The organism is Mangrovibacter plantisponsor (genome assembly GCF_003182475.1).
In the GTDB taxonomy this organism is placed as follows: Bacteria; Pseudomonadota; Gammaproteobacteria; order Enterobacterales; family Enterobacteriaceae; genus Mangrovibacter; species Mangrovibacter plantisponsor.
Window position 1 is genome coordinate 213,405 of the sequence record NZ_QGTS01000001.1, and the last position, 22,224, is coordinate 235,628.

A 22,224-nucleotide genomic window follows, 5' to 3' on the forward strand; every position below is an offset into this window, starting at 1 on the left:
CGGCCCCGACATTGTTATGTGTTATACGCAGCGGGTAACCACTGCGATATTCTGATTACGACAATGGTGAAACTTCGAAGATGCCGAATTCACAGCCTTCCTGAGCAGCGCTTTGTGTCTGCACTGCCTGTGTTCTGACGCTGTATCCCAGGCTTTGTGCTATCTGATCCATTGCACCGGCAAACCATCCGGTAAACATGTAATCCACCTTGCGGTTCACTTTGCCATACTGATAAACAAAGGCGGAATGCTCAAGACGGATACGTGCAGTACCCTTTTCTAAATCCAGAGACTCCGTGATAAAAAAGCCCCATCCTCGCTGAGATAAGCGCTTCATATAGTGTTCAAACACTGCAGCGCCAGAGAGCCCGTGCAACTCAGCTTCTTTTTCACACCAGTGAAACGCGGATTTGTAGCCCGCTTTATAAAGAATTGCCGCATAGCGTTCAGCGCCAATTTCTTCTTCAATTCCCATATGGTTATTGACGAAGAAATGACGTGGTACGTACAACATGGGTAATGCGTCAGTTGTCCAGACCCCGGTTTCACTGTCTACGTTGATAGGCATTTCAGGTGCATGTGAACTCATTTGATTCTCCTGGAAATTTGCTTCATCCACTGGTATTGAATTACTCGCCCCAGACATCAGCCAGAACATTCATCCAGTTCTCACCCATAAACTTACGTACTTGTTTTTCACTAAATCCGTGGCGTAACAACGCCTCCGTTAAATTGGGGAAATCCCCCAGGGTACGAATACCTTCCGGATTAATGATTTTGCCGAAGTCAGTAAGATGACGGGCATAGCCTTTGTCATGAGTTAACCACTCAAAAAACGCCTGACCATGGCCCTGAGTGAAGTCGGTTCCGATACCGATTTGGTCTTCCCCCACTAAGTTGAAGATGTATTTAATCGCTTCCACGTAGTCATCGATGGTTGAGTTAATGCCCTTTTTAAGGAAAGGAGTGAACATCGTGACGCCAACAAAACCGCCATGGTCTGCAATAAATTTCAGTTCTTCATCAGACTTGTTGCGTGGATGGTCTTTCAAACCAGAAGGGAGACAATGTGAATAACAGACAGGTTTTTTTGATGCCAGGATCACTTCCTGTGAGGTTTTTGCACCAACATGGGATAAGTCACACATGATCCCGACGCGGTTCATTTCCTCAACCACTTCATGTCCATAACCAGAGAGGCCCCCATCGCGCTCATAGCACCCGGTGCCAACTAAGTTTTGCGTGTTGTAGGCCATTTGCACCACACCGACACCCAGCTCTTTGAACACCTGGATATACCCGAGCTGGTCTTCAAACGCATGGGCATTCTGAAAGCCCATCAGTATCCCGGTTTTGCCTTCTTGTTTAGCCCGGCGAATATCCGCAGTGGTGCGAACTTTTGTCACCAGGTCAGCATTGAGGTCAATAAGGTTGTTCATATCAACAATATTATTGACGGTGCTTTGAAAACCTTCCCAGACGGATACGGTGCAGTTCGCTGCAGTTAACCCGCCACGTCGCATATCTTCAAACAACTCGCGGTCCCACTTCGCAATCACCAACCCATCAATCACAATGGCGTCATTATGTAATTCTGTAGCGTTCATACCTTCCCCTTCTGTTTTCACCCACAACTGGAAGTGACCTGATGAAGACAGAATAGGGTTAACAGCAACACTGAATTGTTCTGAAAGCGTCACTCGCCATGCAGGTAGCGTAATCCACCGCAAGAGCGGAATAATGTTCATCACATTCCAGTGGTGGCACGGATAGCAACGTCGGTGGTGTAACCTGCAGGGAGAGAGGAAACGTAACGGACAGGATTAGGCCCCGGCAATAACCTGTCATCATGACCAGGCTACCCCGGGGTTGGGTTGCGCTGCCAGTGGGCAGCGTTAATGGAAGCAAGTATTAGCCAGCCAGGCGCTCAACTGGCACACATATTATGATTCAGAGAACTGAGCCATATGTTGCCCTAAATATTCTGGTTCAGAACAACAGAGCCATAAGTCGGTTCGAAACGTGCCTCGCTTAACATCCGGATTGAAGCCGATAATGCGCTTTCCTGATGCGGACTATTCAGGCCCGGTATTTCCGTCACAACCATTTGAGTCAGCGTATTACCGCTGCCCTGGCTACGAACCCCACGCCGTTCTTCCCGGGGAGGAACACCAAGATGTTCACGGTAACACTTACTGAAATGCGGCGTTGAAACAAACCCGCAGGCCAGCGCAATTTCTATAATTGACATTGATGTTTGCTTAAGCAGCTGTCGGGCACGAAACAAACGCAGTTTCATGTAATAGCGAGATGGCGAGCAATGCAAATACTTTTGAAACAACCGCTCCAGCTGACGACGGGATAACCCAACATATCCTGCCAGTTCGTCCAGGTCGATGGCTTCTTCAATGTTTGCTTCCATTAATGATACCGCTTCGACCAGGCCTGGTTGAGCTGTACCAAGTACATGGCGTAAAGGAATACGTTGATAATCTGACTCATTGCGCACACGGTCGCAAATGAACATTTCAGAAATCGCGGCAGTAAGTTGGTAACCAAAATCCCGATGAATCATGGTGAGCATCATGTCCATTGGCACGGTGCCGCCACTGCTGGTCATTCGGTCACGTTCAATAACAAACAGTTGATTGGTACAAATCACTTTGGGGTAAGCTTCCTGCATGGAAGCAATACATTCCCAGTGAGCACTGCAGTGATAACCATCAAGCAGCCCTGCTTCAGCCAGTAAATAAGGCCCGGTACACACGGCTCCGATAAGTATTTTTCTGCGTGCCAGCCCCTGTAACCAGGTTACCTGGCGCACACTGTAGCTACGGGTAATATTGACCCCACCCACAACAATCAGTACATCCAGTGCCGGTACATCAGCCATGGAGTGATCGGGGGTAATAGAAATACCATCGCTGGCCATAACGGCACCGCCGTCTTCACTTACTGTGCACCAGTTGTATAGATCTCGGGCACTCAGTTGATTAGCCATGCGCAAAGGTTCAACAGCCGTTGCAAGGGCTATCATTGTGAAATTATTCACCAATAAAAAACCGACAGTGCGTTTTTTTATGTTTTCAGAGGAACTCTTATGAACGGTGTTCAAGTCGAACATTTGCGCTAACCTCTATTATGCTTCACTGAAAGAACGAAAACGGTACATTGCTCTGAATCGTTTTCCATCACTTACAGAATAAGCAACAGACGTGCCATTTGTCGTTCACATAAACGCATTTAAAATGACACGCAGTTAACATAATGGGCGCAAATGTCACAAATCAGAATATATCGATCCTCCTTATAGGTTGGTCAGCCCCAGGATCGCCAATACAGTGCAAAAACTGATTCATTTTGGATATCCCCCCTGTTTTTTGCACTATTAACGCTCTTCTGGCGTTCACCGCTCAGACTGTTTTACCAAACTCAACAGTTTTTCTTAACATTCAATGGCATTTACAGCCAGCCCGCCACGCGATGTTTCTTTATATTTATCCTGCATATCACGGCCAGTATCACGCATTGTACGGATGACTTTATCCAGAGAAATAAAGTGCTGGCCATCGCCCCGCAATGCCATTTGTGCAGCATTGATTGCTTTCATGGCAGCAATAGCATTGCGTTCAATGCATGGCACCTGTACCAGACCACCGACAGGATCACATGTCAGACCAAGATTATGCTCCAGAGCAATTTCAGCCGCATTCTCCACTTGTTCGGGAGTGCCCCCTAAAACCTCAGTCAAACCCGCCGCTGCCATAGCACATGCAGAGCCGACTTCTCCCTGGCACCCCACTTCGGCGCCCGAGATCGATGCATTTTTTTTACACAGTGCTCCAATTGCTGCCGCGGCCAATAAGAAATCCACAACATCTCGTTCACTGGCATGTTCATTAAATTGCATGTAGTACATCAATACGGCGGGAATGATACCGGCGGCACCATTGGTCGGGGCCGTTACCATGCGCCCGCCAGCCGCATTTTCTTCATTCACGGCCAGTGCGTAGAGATTAATCCAGTCCATTGCCGATAACGTTGAACTGATAACATTCGCAGCCGTTGCTTTCTGCAATGAGCGGTAAAGTGACGGTGCACGACGACGCACGTTCAGCCCTCCTGGTAACACGCCTTCATTTTCAAGGCCACTGGAAATACAGGCCTGCATAACCTGCCAAATATGAGCAAGGCCAGAGCGAATTTCATCTTCATTACGCCAGACTTTTTCATTCTCAAGCATCAACTGGCTTATTCGTAATCCCTGTTCGCGACAGCGCACGAGCAGTGCTTCCCCAGTATTGAAATCATGAGGTAATTCACACTGTGGTACCAGATGAGCAGATGCAGTCGCTTCCTGTTCATCTAATACAAACCCGCCGCCAACCGAGTAGTAGATGTTGGAAAATGTATTGTTATCTCTGAAAAATGCTGTCAGGCGCATGGCATTTGGGTGGTACGGCAATACTTCATCAATGAATAACAGATCAGCATGCCATTCAAATTCAATATTCGCGCCCCAGGGAAGCGTCAAAGAGTCTGTCTCACAGACAGCTTTAATTGCAGAATCAATAATGCGTGGATCAATAGTATCTGGCGATGCCCCCATCAGCCCCAGTAACACTGCCTTATCGGTACCATGGCCTACTCCGGTCGCACTTAATGAACCGAAGAGTTCAATTTTGATTCGGTGAAGCATGTGCCGTTCATCACTTTCGCGTAATTGTTCAGCGAAACGTTGAGCTGCACGCATCGGCCCTACAGTATGCGAACTGGATGGTCCAATTCCGACCTTGAACAAATCGAAAACACTGATACTCATTATGCTCTCCAGGGCTCAAGCCAGCTGTTCGTTAATCTCGTCATGAGAGAGCATTATCGATGCCTGCACAAAATAATTAATGCCGGATAACGACGCATTCAGATATTAACTCGCCAGCAAATACGTTTTTCATCTTTTTTGTTTATCACCACCACGCAGAGAACCACCGATTTACCCGGCAATTAACGCCCTCCCCCCCCTTTTCCGGGTATGTCGCAAATTGACATAGCCTGGACGCTCCCAAACATCATGGATTTGTAGGCACTGGTTATCATCACCCAACATCAGAACCAACAGATGCCTTGATTCGCTGAATCCGTCAGCTCAAGCGCACCTTTGTTATTCGGCACGAAGGGGAAGGAGAGAAAGAATGTTTGCGAAGAGCGATGATATCCAGAGCTTTGATAGCGAGCTTTGGGAAGCGATACAACATGAAGCCGTGCGTCAGGAAGAGCACATTGAACTTATCGCATCCGAGAATTATACCAGCCCGCGGGTTATGCAAGCTCAGGGAACAGTGCTCACCAATAAATACGCCGAAGGCTACCCTGCCAAACGTTATTACGGTGGTTGCGAATACGTCGATATCGTTGAGAAGCTCGCCATCGAACGCGCCTGCGCACTGTTTGGTGCCGACTACGCTAACGTTCAGCCACATTCAGGCTCTCAGGCAAATGCCGCTGTTTATATGGCGCTGTGCCAGCCAGGTGACACCATTCTTGGTATGAGCCTTGCTCATGGCGGGCATCTGACACATGGTGCTCATGTCAGTTTTTCCGGCAAAATCTACCACGCAGTCCAGTATGGTCTGAACCAGGAAACCGGTGAAATAGATTACGACCAGGTAGAAGCACTGGCTCTTGAGCACAAACCGAAAATGATTGTGGCTGGTTTTTCTGCTTATTCCCGTATTGTCGACTGGGCAAAATTCCGCGAAATTGCTGATAAAGTCGGTGCCTGGTTATTTGTCGATATGGCCCACGTTGCCGGGCTGGTTGCCGCTGGCCTCTACCCGAATCCTTTGCCCTGGGCAGACGTAGTAACCACTACCACACATAAAACCCTGCGCGGCCCGCGTGGTGGATTAATTCTGGCTAAAGCTAACCCCGAGATTGAAAAGAAACTCAACGCGGCAGTGTTCCCGGGCGGACAAGGCGGCCCTTTGATGCACGTCATCGCAGCAAAGGCCGTTGCATTCAAAGAAGCGATGCAACCAGGCTATATCGAGTATCAAACGCAAGTTGTGAAAAATGCCCGCGCAATGGCCAGTGTGTTTATTGAACGTGGTTACGAGGTTGTTTCAGGTGGTACTGATAACCACTTGTTCCTGCTGAGCCTGATTAAACAAGGGCTGACCGGGAAAGCCGCCGACGCAGCATTAGGACGGGCCAATATTACCGTAAATAAAAATGCCGTTCCCAACGATCCGCAATCGCCGTTTGTAACATCTGGTTTGCGTATTGGTGCTCCTGTCATTACTACCCGTGGTTTCGATGAACAAAGCTGCCGCACGCTGAGTGGCTGGATTGCCGACATCCTGGATGTATTACATGACGAAGTTCGACTGGAAGAAAAAATTACCCAGGTTAAACAACAGGTCCTCAGTCTGTGCGCTGACTACCCGGTTTACCGTTAATTCTCAGATGGTCCGAATACTACCCTGAAACATTTTCGAACCCTGTGTAGTCGTCAGCCCGCATAAGCGGCTTAGTTATGGAGTAGATACAATGCAACGGTATTCTGGATTTGGGCTGCTTAAACACAGTCTGAGCTATCACGAGAACTGGCAGAAAGTATGGCGTAACCCTACACCAAAAAAGAAATATGACGTCATCATTATTGGCGGTGGCGGTCATGGTCTTTCTACCGCTTATTATCTTGCTAAAGAGCACGGTGTCACCAATATCGCGGTGCTCGAAAAAGGGCATTTAGGTGGTGGCAATATCTGCCGTAATACCACCATTGTGCGCTCCAACTATCTGTGGGATGAATCTGCAGCACTGTACGAGCACTCAATGAAGTTATGGGAAGGGCTTTCTCAGGATCTGAACTACAACCAGATGTTTTCCCAGCGTGGTGTCTACCACACTTGCCACACCTTGCAGGACCTGCGTACCAACGAACGTCTGGTTAACGCTAACCGCTTACAGGGCGTAGACAATGAAATGGTGTACGCAGACCAGCTGCAAAAAGAGATCCCTGCACTGGATTGCAGTAAAGATGCACGCTACCCGGTATTAGGGGCATCCGTACAACGCCGGGGTGGTAACGCGCGTCATGACGCCGTAGCCTGGGGTTATGCCCGTGCCGCCGACAGTTTGGGTGTGGACCTTATCCAAAACTGTGAAGTCATCGATATGGAAATCAGTGACGGTAAGATTACCGGTGTAAAAACCCGCAATCACGGCATCATCAAAGCCGACCGCGTTGGCTGTGTGACTGCAGGCAACTCTGGTGTTATGGCAAAAATGGCCGGTTTCGAATTACCCGTTGAATCACACCCCTTACAGGCACTGGTTTCCGAACCGATCAAACCTTTTCTTGATACCGTACTGATGTCAAACCATGTCCATGGCTATATGAGCCAGTCAGATAAAGGCGATTTGGTTATCGGTGCCGGTATTGATGGCTGGGTGGGCTACGGCCAGCGTGGTTCCTACAGCATTATTGAACACACTATTCAGGCCATTGTTGAACTCTTCCCCTGCACCAGTCGCGTTCGTATGAACCGCCAGTGGGGCGGGATTGTCGATACTTGCCCGGATGCCAGCCCTATTCTCTCTGCCACCCCGGTCAGAAATTTATTCTTCAACTGTGGGTGGGGAACGGGTGGCTTTAAAGGTACTCCTGGGTCAGGCAATTTATTCGCCCATATGTTAGCGCACGGCAAAGCTCACCCAATCGCCGAACCGTTTTCTATGTACCGTTTTTATACCGGTGCGTTAGTTGATGAACATGGCGCCGCTGGCGTCGCCCACTAAGGACTTAAGCATGCTGCATATCTACTGTCCTCACTGTGGTGAGTATCGTGAAGAAGAAGAGTTTCATGCCAGAGGACAGGCGCATATTGCCCGCCCTGCTGACCCGGACAATTGCACTGACGAAGAATGGGGTGCTTACCTGTTCTTCCGCAAAAACCCCCGGGGACTGCACCATGAACTCTGGGTTCATAGCGCCGGATGCCGCAAGTTCTTCAACTTGTCCAGAGACACCCAGACTTATGAAATAAAAGAAGTTTATAAGATTGGCGAACAACCACAAGTGGTTGAGAAAGGTTAAGGAGCGGAGAGTATGAGCCAGAAAAATCGTCTGCCATCTGGTGGCAGAATAGACCGTTCCAGAGCACTGAAATTTATGTGGAATGGCCGCCAGTATACCGGATATGAAGGTGACACTGTTGCCTCTGCTCTGCTGGCAAACGGTGTGGATATTGTCGGGCGGAGTTTCAAATACAGCCGCCCCCGAGGGATTGTCGCAGCCGGAGCAGAAGAGCCAAATGCTGTATTACAACTGGGTGCGACAGAAGCCACTCAGGTGCCAAATGTAAGAGCAACCCAGCAGTCACTTTACAATGGGCTGGTATGCTCTGCGACAAACGGCTGGCCCAGCGTAGAATCAGACCTGATGGGGCTGGTAGGCAATATCGGTGGCAAAATGATGCCTCCGGGGTTCTACTATAAAACATTCATGTACCCACAATCCATGTGGCCAACTTACGAGAAATTCATTCGTAAAGCTGCCGGGCTGGGTCGTGCTCCGCGTGAAAAAGATCCCGACACCTACGATGTAATGAATCAGCACTGCGATGTGATGATTGTTGGTGGTGGGCCTGCAGGATTAATTGCTGCACTGGTTGCTGCACGCAGCGGCGCACGCGTGATTCTGGCAGACGAGCAAAATGAATTGGGCGGGCACCTGCTTTCCAGCCGGGAAACCATAGATGGTAAACCTGCCGCAGACTGGGTGGCAGACATTGTCTCTGAGTTATCCGGGCTGCCTGAAGTCACTATTCTGACGCGTTCTGTCGTGAACGGTTACCACGACCATAACTTCCTCACCATCAACGAGAATAAATCAGATTTCCAGGGCGACCGGGCTTTGTCGGGTAAAGTTCGCCAGCGTATGCACCGTGTCCGGGCTCACTGGGTTATTCTTGCGACTGGTGCCCAGGAACGCCCTCTGGTTTATGGTAACAACGATGTCCCTGGTTGCATGGTGGCATCAGCTATATCAACCTATATCAATCGCTATGGTGTTGTGCCTGGCAGCCAGTTGGTGCTGATGACCACTAACGATAGCGCTTACCAGACGGCGCTGGACTGGGCTGATGCCGGTCGTGAAGTCATTGCTGTCGTGGATACTCGCGCCAACCCACAGGGTGAGCTGGCGGCAATGGCGCGTAAACGCGGCATCCGGATTATTACCGGCAGTGCAGTGATTGATGTTCAGGGCAAAAAACGCGTCTCTGGTGTGACCATCGCCAGTATCGATAGCAAAGGTGATGCCGTTACCGGCAATATCTCTACACTGCGCTGTGATACTGTCGCCAGTTCAGGCGGCTGGAGCCCGGTGGTTCACCTCGCCTGCCATACCGGCAGCCGGCCGGTTTGGAACGATGAGGTGATTGGTTTTCTCCCCGGGCCTACCCGCCAAAAACAGATCACGGCGGGAGGAATTAATGGCCAATATGCGCTAAGCAGCGTGTTACTGGAAGGCATTGAAGCCGGGCAAAATGCCGCCGCTAATTTGGGGCTGACTCCTGGCGAAATAGTGCTTCCGGAGGTGAAAACCTGGCGCGAAGACAAACCCGCAGCCCTGTTTTACATTCCGCATACTAAGCCGATTAGCCGTGCTCCCAAGCAATTCGTTGACTATCAGAATGACGTGACTGCCGCTGGCATTGCTCTGGCGGCACGTGAAGGTTTTGAAGCCATTGAACACATTAAGCGTTATACCGCAATGGGCTTTGGGACCGACCAGGGGAAACTGGGTAACATCAATGGCATGGCCATTGCTGCCAGAGTCATGGGGAAAAGCATTCCTGAAACCGGCACTACCGTTTTCCGCCCTAACTACACGCCAATAGCATTTGGCGCGATTAGCGGGCGTAACTGTGGGCCGCTGTTCGAACCGAAGCGCTTCACTGCCATGCATAAATGGCACGTGCAACATAACGCAAAATTTGAAGATGTCGGCCAATGGAAACGCCCGTGGTATTACCCCAAACCAGGCGAAACCATGCAGCAGTCCCTCGACCGGGAATGCCGGGCTGTGCGTTCAGGCGTTGGCATTCTTGACGCTTCCACTCTCGGTAAAATCGATATTCAGGGTAAAGATGCCCGTGAGTTTCTCAGCCGTGTGTACACCAATGCATGGGCGAAGCTTGGCGTTGGGAAGTGCCGCTACGGGCTGATGTGTGGTGAAGGCGGCATGGTGTTTGACGATGGCGTCACCTCCTGCCTGGCGGAGAACCACTTCCTGATGACCACCACCACCGGGGGCGCGGCTCATGTTTTAGAGTGGCTTGAACTCTACCACCAGACTGAATGGCCTGAATTAGAGGTATTTTTTACCAGCGTCACTGACCACTGGGCAACCATGACTATCTCCGGGCCGGACAGCCGGAAATTACTGTCAGAACTGTGCCTGGATATCGATCTGGATAAAGACGTCTTCAAATTTATGGACTGGCGCGAAGGCACGGTGGCTGGTGTACCGGCTCGGGTGTTCCGTATTTCCTTCACGGGTGAACTGTCATTCGAAGTTAACGTTCAGGCAAACTACGGATTGCACGTTTGGGAAAAACTGTTTGAACACGGTGCCAAATACAACCTCACGCCCTATGGCACGGAAACCATGCATATCTTGCGTGCCGAGAAAGGGTTCATCATTACGGGCCAGGATACCGATGGTTCAGTCACCCCGCTTGATCTCGGTATGGGGTGGTGTGTCGCAAATACCAAACCTTTCAGTTATATCGGCAAGCGCGGCATGGCCCGGGAAGATTGCGTTCGCGAACAGCGCAAGCAACTTGTTGGTCTGAAAACACGCGACCCGATGACCGTTCTTCCGGAAGGGGCGCAGGCAGTGGCAGACCCGAAACAACCGGTTCCAATGGATCTGCTCGGGCATATCAGCTCAAGCTACTGGAGTGCCAACCTTAATCGCAGTATTGCGATGGGATTTATCAAAGGTGGCCTGGATCGTATGGGAGAAACCGTTTACTACCCGCTGGCTGATGGCCGGGTGATCGAAGCTGAAATTTGCAGCCCTATCTTTCTTGACCCGAAAGGAGAACGTCAGAATGTCTGAAACCATAATACCCGAAACCAAATCACGGGATACCGTCAGGCAGGTTGCGGTCATGAACCAGAAAGCCGAGGGCGCAGTGCGTGCTGAATCCCCCCTTTACCACGCAGAGCTGGGTAAGTTAGCCACACAGAGCCCCAGGGAAGGGGGGGTAACATTACGTGAACTGGGCTTACTTGGGCACTTAATTGTGCGCGGCTCTCAAAGCAACCAAAGCTTCATGCAAGGATGTGCTGAAGTGTTGGGTACCGCCCTGCCCGTTAAACCACTCACCAGCACAGAAGAAGGTGATATTTCTGTACGCTGGCTGAGCCCTGACGAGTGGCTGGTTGTGATGCCCATGAACCAGATTTTCCCGGTGGAAGAAGCATTACGCGCCACCATTCAGGGGCATTATTCCGTTGTGAATGTCAGTGGCGGGCAAACCATCCTGCTGTTGTCAGGCAAAAACGCAATCGATGTCCTGAAGAAAAGTACCGTGCTGGATCTCCACCCTTCTGCGTTCCCGGTAGGTAAAGTTGCTGCATCTGTTTTTGCAAAAAGCAGCGCAATTATTCGCCGTACAGGAGAGGAGAGCTGGGAGCTGGTCATTCGCCGCAGTTTTGCTGATTACATCTGGCTGTGGGTACAGGATGCCAGCCACGAGTACGGACTGATTATGAATAAGTAAGTGAAGAAGGTGCTGGCAAAACGGTGTCTCGCTTTGCCAGCACACGGCTATTCTGTGTACCTGGAGAACCCCAATGAGCTCTCTGCCTGATTCGTGGATTTTCACCGCAAGTTGCCCCAGCAAACTGGGAACGGTTGATGTCGTAACTCGCTTTATGGCTGAGTCCGGTCACTACATTAATGAAATTCACTCCTTTGATGACCGGGTGAGTAAGCAATTTTTTATTCGCATCGCTTTCCAACCAGCCCCAAACTTCAGTACAGATAATTTCCAACAATATTTTACGCCACGAATCACAACATTTGACATGCAGTGGCAATTAACACCGCCCCAACATCGTGAGCGGGTCGCTATTCTTGTTTCTAAATTTGACCATTGCCTGAATGATTTACTTTTTCGCCATCGCACTGGCCAGTTGAATATCGATATCCCACTGATTATTTCCAACCATCCTGATCTGCGCCCACTTGCACAATGGCACGGTATTCCTTATTACCACCTGCCTGTAACGAATGCGACACGGCCACAGCAGGAATCCCAAATTCTGGACTTACTGGAACAGTACAGCATCGATCTCGTTGTTTTGGCCCGATATATGCAAGTCCTCTCACCTGTAATGTGCGAAAAACTTGATGGTAAGGCTATCAATATTCACCACTCACTCTTACCGGGATTCAAGGGAGCAAGGCCTTACCACCAGGCATGGGAAAAAGGCGTAAAAATGGTCGGGGCAACAGCCCACTATGTAAATAATGACCTGGATGAAGGCCCCATTATTACCCAGGGTATTCAAAGCGTTGATCATGCACTTTACCCGGATGATCTGATAAGCCGGGGGCAGGATATTGAGCGTGTAACCTTGTTTAATGCCGTGCGCTATCACGTTGAGAAGCGCGTGTTTCTCAGTGGCAAACGCACCGTGGTGTTCAGCCATTAACCCGTCTTTGCTGCCCTGATACACCGCAAGCCACTTACCAGTGGCTGCTGTATCAGCGCAAATGTTGTGACCGATGTTGTTGTATTTCAAGAAAACTATGCAGACACAGACCATCCCTGGCAACAGGGGTAAACGGACGAGACGCAGACCATGATGGTTATATAAAACAAAGCTGCCTGTATTTCTAAGGATAGCTTTTAACAAAAACAAGCAGATCGCGAGGAAAGAGAATATGGCGGATTCAAAAGATCCAATGACACCGGATGGTGAAGTTACACCATACGATACGGATTATCAGGTCGGTCAGGATAATATTGTGGTAAATGTCGGCCCGTTTGGACTGGATATTCATAACCGGGTTTTCCTTATTTCAGGGTTAGCCGTTATTGCCTTTATCGTATTAACGCTGGTATTTCAGAGTGATGTTGCTCCACTTTTTAAAGGTATGCTGAACTGGCTTACCACCAAACTGGACTGGTTTTTTCTGAGTGCGGGTAATATTTTCGTTGTTATCAGCCTGGCATTAATTTTTACCCCACTTGGTAAAGTGCGGCTTGGCGGTACACTGGCTCGCCCGGATTACAGTTATATCACCTGGTTTTCGATGCTCTTTGCCGCAGGTATGGGCATTGGCCTGATGTTTTATGGTGTTTCTGAACCGTTATCGCACTTCTCCAGTTCCTTTGGTGGTGTACATCTTGAAAATGGGGTCCGTACCGACTGGGCTCCGTTGAATGCGGCCGCTGGCTCTTCAGAGAATGCGATCCACCTTGCCATGGCCGCCACTATTTTCCACTGGGCACTGCACCCATGGGCTATTTACGCCGTGCTGGCTCTGGGACTGGCTTTATTCTCTTTTAATAAAGGTTTACCACTTACCATACGTTCTGTCTTCTACCCTCTTCTGGGTGATGCAGTCTGGGGATGGCCGGGGCATATCATCGATATTCTTGCCGTACTGGCAACCTTGTTCGGGCTTGCCACATCGCTGGGATTAGGTGCTTCACAGACCGCCTCCGGTCTTAATTTCCTGTTCGACGTACCACTGGGAGAAACCACACAGATTATCCTGGTTGTCGTGATTACCGGTATTGCAACATTCTCGGTAGTTGCCGGGCTGGATGCAGGCGTTCGGCGGTTGTCTGAAGCGAATATGATCCTTGCCGGGATATTACTGCTGTTTATTATTGTGGTAGGGCCCACACTGGCTCTGTTTACTGGCTTTTTCTCTAACCTTGCTTCATATATAGAATACCTGCCTGCCCTGTCTAACCCGATTAACCGCGCCGACAGTAACTTCGCCGGTGGCTGGACTTCATTCTACTGGGCATGGTGGATTTCATGGTCACCGTTTGTGGGTATGTTCATTGCGCGTATATCCCGTGGGCGTACAGTTCGTGAATTCATTATTTCTGTGTTACTGGTTCCATCACTGGCCTGTGTACTCTGGATGACCGTATTAGGTGGCACTGCTATTCATCAGTATTTTGTTGAAGGGTTCAAAGCCATTGCGGATGCTGCACTGCCGCTGCAACTGTTTACTATGCTGGATACATTGCCAATGGCAAAAATTACCTGTGTGGTGGCAATTATACTGGTCGTGGTGTTCTTTGTGACTTCAGCGGATTCCGGAACGCTGGTTATTGATATTATCGCGTCCGGGGGTAAAGTCGAATCCCCCACATCACAACGTGTATTCTGGTGTATTTTTGAAGGGCTGGTGGCAATTACGCTGATTATGGGAGGCGGGCTGGATGCCTTGCAGGCCATGGTGGTATCGACAGGGCTTCCTTTTGCTATTGTTCTGCTGGTCGCTTCGGTGGCCGTGATAAAAGGCCTGGCAACGGAGCCGCGCCCCGGCAAACACGTCTCCGTAAATAGTAAATAGATAGTCACCATAGCGTTGGTCGCGGATGGCCGTAACTGGCTGTCCGCTATTCTCATTTTTCTTGAATTTGCCAGAGGTCTGAATGCAGGCTGAGTATCAGGAAATCATAGATTTTCTCCGTCGCTACCCGCCTTTTAACGATCTGCCCGATGTCGCTCTGGCCCGGATTGCCAGCAACATTGAAGTCAGCTATTTCAAGGCAGGGACCCAGATATTAACCTTTGGCCAACAAGTCGATGCCTGGTATGTGATTCGCAGTGGCTCTACCGAGGTATACCGCCGTAATGGTGATCTGTATAACCGCCTGAGTGCCGGGGGTTACTTTGGGCAATTTGGTTTATTACGGGAAAACAGTGTGCGCTTCCCTGTTACGGCACTCGAAGATACGCTGGCCTATTTAATACCTGCTCAAATTTTCCACGAATTATTTGAAAAGTACGAACATTTTGCAGATTTAGTAGAAGTAGAAGACAGAACCCGCCTGCGGCAAACCATCGCGCGCAATGAAGATGCTAACGGCCTGCTAAGCTCCCCAATTGAAACGCTCATCAGCAGACCCCCGGTGACTGTTGAAGCAATGGAGACAGTGCGCGACGCAGCGTTAAAAATGAGTGCTGAAGGCGTGTCATCACTGTTGATTCTCTTACCTTCAGACACTAACCCGGCACCAGAGAACACCAAACTGGTCGGTATTGTAACGGACAAAGACTTACGTGATCGGGTGATTGCTCGCGGGTTAAGTTATACCACGCCGTTGTCCAGTATCATGACATCGAAACTCATTCATGTTGAGCATTCGCAACTCGTTTTTGAAACCATGATAACCATGATGCAGCACAATATTCACCATTTGCCTGTGCTGAAAAATGGCCAGCCCGTTGGGGTAATTTCGCAGTCAGATATTATTCGCTATGAGTCTCAAAACAGCCTGTTTATTGTCAGCCGAATTTTCCATTGCAACAGCACTGAAGAGCTCAGCGCACTGAAAAACGAAGTACGGGCCTGTTTTACGAGAATCGTGCGGGAAGATGCAAACTCCCAGATGATTGGGCGCGCGATGGCAGTTATTGCACGTAGTTTTATGCAACGTTTGCTGGCTCTTGCTGAAGAGGCGCTTGGCCCGCCTCCGGTGCCCTATTGCTTCATCGGGATGGGGTCAATGGCCCGCCAGGAACAATTACTGGTGACTGACCAGGATAATGCACTGATCCTCGACAACCGTTTCAACCCGACACGCCATGATGCCTATTTCATGGCACTGGCTAAATTTGTCACCGATGGTCTGGCCGCTTGTGGTTACCACTATTGCAAAGGCAATATCATGGCAACCAACCCCCGCTGGCGACAGCCGCTTCATGTGTGGGAAAGTTACTTTGAAGAGTGGATTGACAGCCCTTCTCCACAAGCGCTACTGGACAGTGCCATCTTCTTTGATTTGGATGGTGTATGGGGAAAAGTGGAATGGGCTGAACACCTTAATTTATTTATTACTCGGAAAGTACGCCACAATTCCCGCTTTCTTGCCTGTATGGCACGTAATGCCTTGCTGCGTAAACCGCCGCTGGGATTTTTTAAAAACTTTGTGATGGAACCTTCCGGGCAGCATACTCAGTCTATTGATATGAAACGGCGAGGAACGGCACCTTTGTCTGATCTTGTCCGGGTTCATGCGCTGTCCGTTGGCTCAATGGCGCATAACTCTTTCGATCGCCTGAATGATGTTATTGCTGCTGATATTCTGCCTAACGGCCGGGGGCAGGATCTGCGTGACTCGCTGGAGTTCATTTCGATGGTACGTATTCGCCACCAGGCGCAGGATGTGGAAGCAGGCCAGAATCCGGACAATAAAATTGAGCCGTTGAATTTATCTGATTTTGAAAGAAAAAATCTTAAAGATGCGTTTCAGATCCTGAGCAACGCACAGAAGTATCTCAAGTATCGCTACCAACCCGGAAGAAAAGTTTGAGGTTTCTGTGTTCTATCTTAGCAAAGAGCAAATGAGCGACCATCCCCCAGTCAGGCAGCATAAGATAACGCCGCCAGACTGGCCCTGCGCGATGGAAACTTTGGCCCTCCAGACACGCCATTTCGCACTACGCGAGTATTACAAGTCTGGTATTGTTTCCCCCGAAACGCCTTTATGTGACGTGCCCTTTCTGGCGATGGATTTTGAAACGACCGGGCTGAATACCCAGCACGATGACATTGTCAGTATTGGTCTGATCCCCATGAGCCTGTCGCGAATCCGGCTCCAGGAAAGCCAGCACTGGATACTCAACCCCCGCGCGGATTTACGCAAAGAATCGGTTGTCATTCATGGTATTACCCACTCCAAAATTATCAGTGCGCCAGACCTGAACGAAGTGATTCAGCAATTACTCGCGCTGATGGCTGGCAAAGTGATGGTGGTACACCATCGCAGTATTGAGCAAAACTTTCTCGATATTGCTCTTAAACGGCGTATTGGCGAAGGCATCATTTTTCCCTGCATTGATACGCTATACCTTGAGGCCTTACAGCTAAGCGCGCCTGATTCCACCAGCCTGATGAAAAAATTATTTCGCCGAAAACCCAAAATATCAGTACGCCTGCCTGAGTGCCGGGAGCGCTACCACCTTCCCCATTATCCTGCACATAATGCGCTGACTGATGCCCAGGCCTGTGCCGAGTTATTTCAGGCGCAAGTTGCTCATCACTTCACGCCAGAAACAGCAATCGGCACATTGTGGTGTTAACAGGCAAGCGGGTTCCAGTGCCGCCACAACTTTTGCGGCACACTGGCGTTTTCGCCGAGGTTACCTGCCAGCAATGTGTGTCGCCATGCCATACACTGCAAACGTGGGTAATACTTCCATGCCGGTGTAGAACAGTGTGCCGTGTGTGACAGGGAACAGAAGTTGCTCTAAAGGGCCATTAATTCCGCGTGGGGAGTAAGCCTGTTCTGGCCCACCAACACTGACTGCCAACAGTGCGCGTTTGCCTGCAAAAGCGCCCTCTCCGTAGCGATGGGTATTACTTTTCCCCTGGTAGCCATATGCCAGGCCGTAAGCCCAGACGCGCTCTATCGAGCATTTCATTATTGCCGGCATGCCAAACCACCAGAGGGGAAACAACATGATCACGGCATCCGCCGCCAGGACTTTTTGTTGCTCTGCGCTGACATCAGGTGTCTGGCTACCATTGTGAAAAGCGTGCCCGGACTCTTCAATAAATGACAAGCGCGCCGGGTTAACACGCTCAGGAAAATCATGGTTATCAAACACTGCCTTCCACCCCATGCCGTAGAGGTCGGATTGTTCGATATGGTGCCCCTGCTCCGTTAATACCTCAACAGCGATATTCACCAGATGGCGGTGGGTTTCGCGGTATAACAGATACCTTTTTGATGGAACAAGGGATTACCCGCAAAGTGTCACTGCCGGTTCCCCATTTTCTTTTCCTTTGTGCGGTGTTGACCAATACCGATATGGTGGCAATGGTGCCCTGAAGGCTGGTGCGGGAAAACATTGCGCTTCAGGTAATTCCCTTGCCTTCTGAGGTGCCGGGCTTCGAGATGCTTATGCTTTGGCCTGAACGGGTTCACCGGGATCCTGCGCATAAATGGTTACGCGAGCATATTACCAACCAGATATAAATCCTGGACGGGCTTTCCCAACAGCAAGTAGTGAAAGGCCACAGCTGCGTTCTTTTCGCTTAGCGGGAAATAGCGCACTTTTCAACCAATACACCTATTGAGCCGGATACAAACCCGAGCCATACTCTGTACAAGAAGGATTTCCTCCGGAGGCGATGATGGCGGTAGGTTGGGCAGGTGATGGTGCCGTTCAGGCACAAATTGACAGCACTGTTGATGATGCAGTTGCCAGAGCGCGCAGTTCACTCCCGTCAGGGGAAAGCCTGGAGTTTTGTGCAGAGTGTGGCGAACCTGTTCCAGAGGCCCGGCGCAAGGCGGTACCCGGTGTTCGGTTATGTATCAGTTGCCAGCAGGCAGTGGATACGCAACACGGCGCGGTTTCCGGTTATAACCGCAGGGGTTCAAAAGATAGCCAGCTGCGTTAGTGGTTAGTTGGTATTACACGCTGAAAGAATTCGACACGAAGTATCTTGCTCATTACACACCATGTAGCCGCATGGACAAAGAACAACTCATCACCGCTATCGCCATCCCCCATGTAGAGTTAACTCCCCCATCAATTCAGAGAGGGAAACGGGCGCTTGTCACGGCTATTAGCCGACGTGATGGCCGTTCAGGTTTGTTTTCAGGTTTGGTGTTGAGAATGTGGATGTGTTCCCCGCCGGGGTCACCGGCGGTTTTTCAGGGCGTTGTTATCAGGTTGCCAGTGCATAACGCCGCTGCCAGCGCTTAGCCAGCACGCCAAGACCGTAGCACAACAGGTAATAGACCACGCCGGTGAAGATAAAAATGGCGGTCGGGTAGATTTGTACCCGGTTATTGACCTGCCCGGCGACGGTGGTCAGTTCCGGTACATTGACGATAAACGCCAGCGAGGTGTCTTTCAGTAAGCCGATAAAAATGCCGACCAGCGATGGCAGTACATTGCGCATCACCTGGGGCAACAAAATCAGCCATATGGCCTGCCAGTCACCAAACCCCTGCGTTTTTGCCGCTTCACTTTGCCCGGCGGGCAATGCCTGTAAACCGGCCAGGGTCGAATGCATCACTGAGGCTGAGGTAAACCAGGCCAGCGCCAGGGTTACGGTTGCCGCGCCAGGTAAATCAGCCCCGGTAATCATCGGCAGTAAATACCACAGCCAGAAGATAACAAAAATCAGTGGTATGCCGCGAATCACCTCTGCCCAGAAAAACAGCACCTTACGCACTATCCCCGGCCAGCGCCAGGCCAGACAGGCCAGTAGCACACCGCCGGGTAGTGCCAGTATTCCGGCGCCCAGGGCCATCAGTAATGTCAGCAATACCCCACCAGGCTCGCCCTGAGCCATTCGCCCCCAGAGCAGATAGTCCAGGTTATCGGTAATCACCGTGATACTGGCTATCATGACGCGCTCCTTGTCTGTGTGCGACGCGGGCCAGGCCCCAGCCGGCCCAGCAATAACCCGAGGACGACACCAAACACCAGATAGAGCACCGTGCCTGCGGCAAAGGCCTCCAGTGCATGGGCGTTATAGCTTTCAATTTGCCGTACCTGGTAGGTCAATTCAGCAAAGCCAATGCCGCTTGCCAGGGAGGACAGTTTCATCAGGTTCAGGTATTGCCCCACAACAGGCTGCCAGGCGTTAGCCAGCCCCTGGGGTAGCAGCACATAACGGAACAGCGCCTGATCAGAGAACCCTTGAGAGAGCGCCGCTTCCCGCTGCCCGGCAGGCACGGCTCGTAACCCGGCTTCGATCTCTTCAATCAGAAACGCGGAGGTGAATACCCCCAGGCCCCAGGCGGAACAGAGAAATTCCGGCGTCATCCACCAGACATTGCCCGGCAGAATAGACCATATGTGGTCCGCATTGACAAAATCACGCGCCGCCATCGGCAACAGGTTCCATGCCACGAAGTACCAGAACAGTAACTGTACCAGCAGCGGCGTATTACGAAAGACCGACACCCAGCCGGCGGTGATGGCCCGGCCAGGCGCATTGCCCGCCAGTCGTAATGCCAGGAAGAGCACGGTTAACACACTGGCCAGAATACTCCCTGCCAGCGTGACCCAGAATGTGGTCAAAAAACCCGAGATAATCCATTGCAGGGGTTGCCCGGCGAGCACCCCCTGCCAGTCAAAATGCACCATCAGTCAGCCAGCTCCTGGTGTAACGGATCGAGCACTTTTTGCAGGAAGCGTTGTGCACGGGGGTGTTGTGGGCGAGAGAAGAAATCTGCCGGTGCGGCTATTTCCAGCACATCGCCCCCGTCAATAAAGACCACCCGATCAGCAATTTCACGGGCAAACTGCATTTCATGAGTCACCACAATCATGGTGATGCCGCTGTGGGCCAGAGATTTCATTACCGAGAGCACTTCACCAATCATTTCCGGGTCCAGCGCAGAAGTGGGTTCATCAAACAGAATGATTTGCGGAGAAGATGCCAGGGCTCGTGCAATGGCCACACGCTGCTGCTGACCGCCGGAGAGCTGGGCTGGCTGGTGATCAGCTTTATCGCTCAGACCAACCTGTTCGAGCAGTTCCAGCGCCCGCACTTTCGCGGCGTCTGTTTTCCAGCCATGGACATATTCCAGTGCCAGAGTTATGTTTTGCAGCGCGGTCAGGTGGGCATAGAGATTAAACTGCTGGAACACAAACCCTACCCGGCTGCGCAGTTCACGCAGTACGCGCCCTTTCAGGCCGCGGGTCGGACGGTTGTCTATCAGAATGTCGCCATCCGTGAGGGGTTCAAGTTGGTTAATCAGGCGAATCAAGGTGGATTTTCCTGATCCGGATGGACCGAGGATTGCGACCACTTCACCCGCGTTTATGGTGAGATTGATACCGTTAAGTACCCGATGCTCACCATACTGTTTTACCGCACCACGAAATTCGACGCTTGCCTGCGTCAGATGTGAAAAATCCGCGGCAGATGCCGCGGAATGAGTAACAAGGCCAAACAACATATTATTTCGCTTCTATTTTAAAAGACCGTGGCTGAGGCGTTTTAGTCGAAGGGCCGAACCAGGTGTCGTAAATGCGGCTGGCTTCACCGGTTTTCTCCAGATTCACCAGTTCATCATTCACCGCTTTCAGCAGGGCGGGTTCGCCTTTCTTCACGCCCACGCCAATCTCTTCTTTACTGAGCAGATCCGGCAAAATTTTGAAGTTTGCTTTATCCGGCGCACCAGCCAGCAGACCAGCAAGGATGGTGCTGTCCTGGGTGATGGCCTGTACATTGCCGCTACGCAGCGCGGTCAGGGCCAACGGGATATCGTCATAAGAGAGCACTCGCGCCGCCGGGAAGCGCTGATGCAGGGCCTGTTCGCCGGTAGTGCCCTTTACTGCGCCAATGCGTGAATGGCTGTAACCATCCAGTTTGTCTGCCCCTTTAGCCGGGACCAGAAATTGCTGACCGGTAACAAAGTACGGGGTGGAGAAATCCACAACCTGTGCGCGTTCCGGTGTGATGGTAATGTCTGCCACAATCAGGTCGGCCTTGCCGGATTGCAGCAGCGGGATACGGTTTGCCGGGTTAGTGGCAACCAGTTCCAGTTTGACGCCCAGGGATTTTGCCAGGGCTTTTGCGAAGTCGATATCGTACCCTACCAGGTCATGGGTTTTGGGATCTACGGAGCCAAACGGCGGGTTGGCATCAAAGGTGGCGACTTTCACGACACCGGCTTTTTTGATATCTGCGAGCTGGTCTGCATGGGCGACTGATGCCGAAAGACCACCAAATGCCAGCAATGCCAGCGTAAGAATCACTTTCTTCTGTGTGTGTAAGACCTGTGCCATAGTTTCCTCTGAGTTCCCTGTTTTTCTTGCTTTGTTGTACTACGCTCCCATAAATCCATCGCTTCAGGAAATGCTTATATATGATTTACATATGCAAAAAACTTATTAGTGAACAGCAGGTTAAAAGAAAGCCTTATGGGTGTTAATGATGGGGAAAGGGATTCGGTGTGGCGGCCGGTTGATTCC

19 protein-coding genes and 1 pseudogene are annotated in these 22,224 nt (G+C 50.8%); 11 read left to right on the forward strand and 9 right to left on the reverse strand.

The window, feature by feature from the left end:
- Nucleotides 1–55: 55 nt before the first annotated feature.
- The 4 genes from DES37_RS01050 to DES37_RS01065 all read right to left on the reverse strand — a co-directional run bounded on the left by DES37_RS01050 (nt 56) and on the right by DES37_RS01065 (nt 4,822).
- The gene (locus DES37_RS01050) at nt 56–589 is read right to left on the reverse strand and encodes a 4-vinyl reductase (RefSeq protein ID WP_110024538.1); all 534 of its coding nucleotides are present in this window, start codon (nt 587–589) and stop codon (nt 56–58) included.
- A 40-nt stretch (nt 590–629) separates the two neighbouring features.
- Nucleotides 630–1,748: a dipeptidase gene (locus DES37_RS01055; protein WP_425451671.1), complete on the reverse strand. Its 1,119-nt coding sequence runs from the start codon at nt 1,746–1,748 to the stop codon at nt 630–632.
- Between the two features lie 227 nt (nt 1,749–1,975).
- Nucleotides 1,976–3,124, reverse strand: a complete 1,149-nt coding sequence (gbdR, locus tag DES37_RS01060) for a choline metabolism transcriptional regulator GbdR (protein ID WP_110024539.1) — start codon at nt 3,122–3,124, stop codon at nt 1,976–1,978.
- A 321-nt stretch (nt 3,125–3,445) separates the two neighbouring features.
- Complete coding sequence (locus DES37_RS01065; RefSeq protein WP_110024540.1) at nt 3,446–4,822, reverse strand: L-serine ammonia-lyase; 1,377 nt, start codon at nt 4,820–4,822, stop codon at nt 3,446–3,448.
- A 370-nt stretch (nt 4,823–5,192) separates the two neighbouring features.
- On the opposite strand from DES37_RS01065, the gene glyA reads away from it, so the two are divergent.
- From glyA to DES37_RS01110, 9 genes are all read left to right on the forward strand, one after another.
- Nucleotides 5,193–6,458, forward strand: a complete 1,266-nt coding sequence (glyA, locus tag DES37_RS01070) for a serine hydroxymethyltransferase (protein ID WP_110024541.1) — start codon at nt 5,193–5,195, stop codon at nt 6,456–6,458.
- A gap of 91 nt (nt 6,459–6,549) precedes the next feature.
- Nucleotides 6,550–7,803 carry a sarcosine oxidase subunit beta family protein gene (locus DES37_RS01075; RefSeq protein ID WP_110024542.1) on the forward strand — a complete coding sequence of 418 codons (1,254 nt, stop codon included), beginning with the start codon at nt 6,550–6,552 and terminating at the stop codon, nt 7,801–7,803.
- Between the two features lie 10 nt (nt 7,804–7,813).
- A complete protein-coding gene (locus DES37_RS01080) occupies nt 7,814–8,101 on the forward strand; it encodes a sarcosine oxidase subunit delta (protein WP_110024543.1) in 288 nt (95 codons plus the stop codon).
- A gap of 12 nt (nt 8,102–8,113) precedes the next feature.
- Complete coding sequence (locus DES37_RS01085) at nt 8,114–11,134, forward strand: sarcosine oxidase subunit alpha (protein WP_110024544.1); 3,021 nt, start codon at nt 8,114–8,116, stop codon at nt 11,132–11,134.
- A complete protein-coding gene (locus tag DES37_RS01090) occupies nt 11,127–11,801 on the forward strand; it encodes a sarcosine oxidase subunit gamma (RefSeq protein WP_110024545.1) in 675 nt (224 codons plus the stop codon). Before DES37_RS01085 ends, DES37_RS01090 begins: the two co-directional genes overlap by 8 nt.
- Nucleotides 11,802–11,874: 73 nt before the next feature.
- Entirely contained in the window at nt 11,875–12,738 is an 864-nt protein-coding gene (gene purU / locus DES37_RS01095) for a formyltetrahydrofolate deformylase (RefSeq protein WP_110024546.1), read from the forward strand.
- Between the two features lie 232 nt (nt 12,739–12,970).
- The gene (locus DES37_RS01100; RefSeq protein ID WP_110024547.1) at nt 12,971–14,626 is read left to right on the forward strand and encodes a BCCT family transporter; all 1,656 of its coding nucleotides are present in this window, start codon (nt 12,971–12,973) and stop codon (nt 14,624–14,626) included.
- Nucleotides 14,627–14,708: 82 nt separating this feature from the next.
- Nucleotides 14,709–16,592 (forward strand): DUF294 nucleotidyltransferase-like domain-containing protein, encoded by a 1,884-nt coding sequence (locus tag DES37_RS01105; protein WP_110024548.1) that lies wholly within the window; start codon nt 14,709–14,711, stop codon nt 16,590–16,592.
- Nucleotides 16,593–16,623: 31 nt separating this feature from the next.
- Nucleotides 16,624–17,361, forward strand: a complete 738-nt coding sequence (locus DES37_RS01110) for a 3'-5' exonuclease (RefSeq protein WP_110024549.1) — start codon at nt 16,624–16,626, stop codon at nt 17,359–17,361.
- 60 nt (nt 17,362–17,421) lie between these two features.
- Here DES37_RS01110 and DES37_RS01115 read toward each other — a convergent pair whose 3' ends face one another.
- A complete protein-coding gene (locus DES37_RS01115; RefSeq protein WP_211320526.1) occupies nt 17,422–17,970 on the reverse strand; it encodes an NAD(P)H-dependent oxidoreductase in 549 nt (182 codons plus the stop codon).
- Between the two features lie 448 nt (nt 17,971–18,418).
- On the opposite strand from DES37_RS01115, the gene DES37_RS01125 reads away from it, so the two are divergent.
- Together DES37_RS01125 and DES37_RS25815 are read left to right on the forward strand one after the other, a co-directional pair.
- Nucleotides 18,419–18,685 carry a DksA/TraR family C4-type zinc finger protein gene (locus tag DES37_RS01125; RefSeq protein ID WP_110024551.1) on the forward strand — a complete coding sequence of 89 codons (267 nt, stop codon included), beginning with the start codon at nt 18,419–18,421 and terminating at the stop codon, nt 18,683–18,685.
- 20 nt (nt 18,686–18,705) lie between these two features.
- Nucleotides 18,706–18,877: pseudogene (locus tag DES37_RS25815) on the forward strand (Fic family protein); the annotation flags it as partial.
- A 78-nt stretch (nt 18,878–18,955) separates the two neighbouring features.
- Here the strand turns inward: DES37_RS25815 and DES37_RS01135 are convergent.
- From DES37_RS01135 to DES37_RS01150, 4 genes are read right to left on the reverse strand one after another with little or no spacing between them, the layout of a single operon-like run.
- Nucleotides 18,956–19,645: an amino acid ABC transporter permease gene (locus DES37_RS01135; RefSeq protein ID WP_110024552.1), complete on the reverse strand. Its 690-nt coding sequence runs from the start codon at nt 19,643–19,645 to the stop codon at nt 18,956–18,958.
- Nucleotides 19,642–20,388: an amino acid ABC transporter permease gene (locus tag DES37_RS01140; RefSeq protein WP_110024553.1), complete on the reverse strand. Its 747-nt coding sequence runs from the start codon at nt 20,386–20,388 to the stop codon at nt 19,642–19,644. Before DES37_RS01140 ends, DES37_RS01135 begins: the two co-directional genes overlap by 4 nt.
- Entirely contained in the window at nt 20,388–21,206 is an 819-nt protein-coding gene (locus DES37_RS01145; protein WP_110024554.1) for an amino acid ABC transporter ATP-binding protein, read from the reverse strand. Before DES37_RS01145 ends, DES37_RS01140 begins: the two co-directional genes overlap by 1 nt.
- Before the next feature lies 1 nt (nt 21,207).
- Nucleotides 21,208–22,038: an ABC transporter substrate-binding protein gene (locus DES37_RS01150; protein WP_110024555.1), complete on the reverse strand. Its 831-nt coding sequence runs from the start codon at nt 22,036–22,038 to the stop codon at nt 21,208–21,210.
- Nucleotides 22,039–22,224 lie beyond the last annotated feature (186 nt).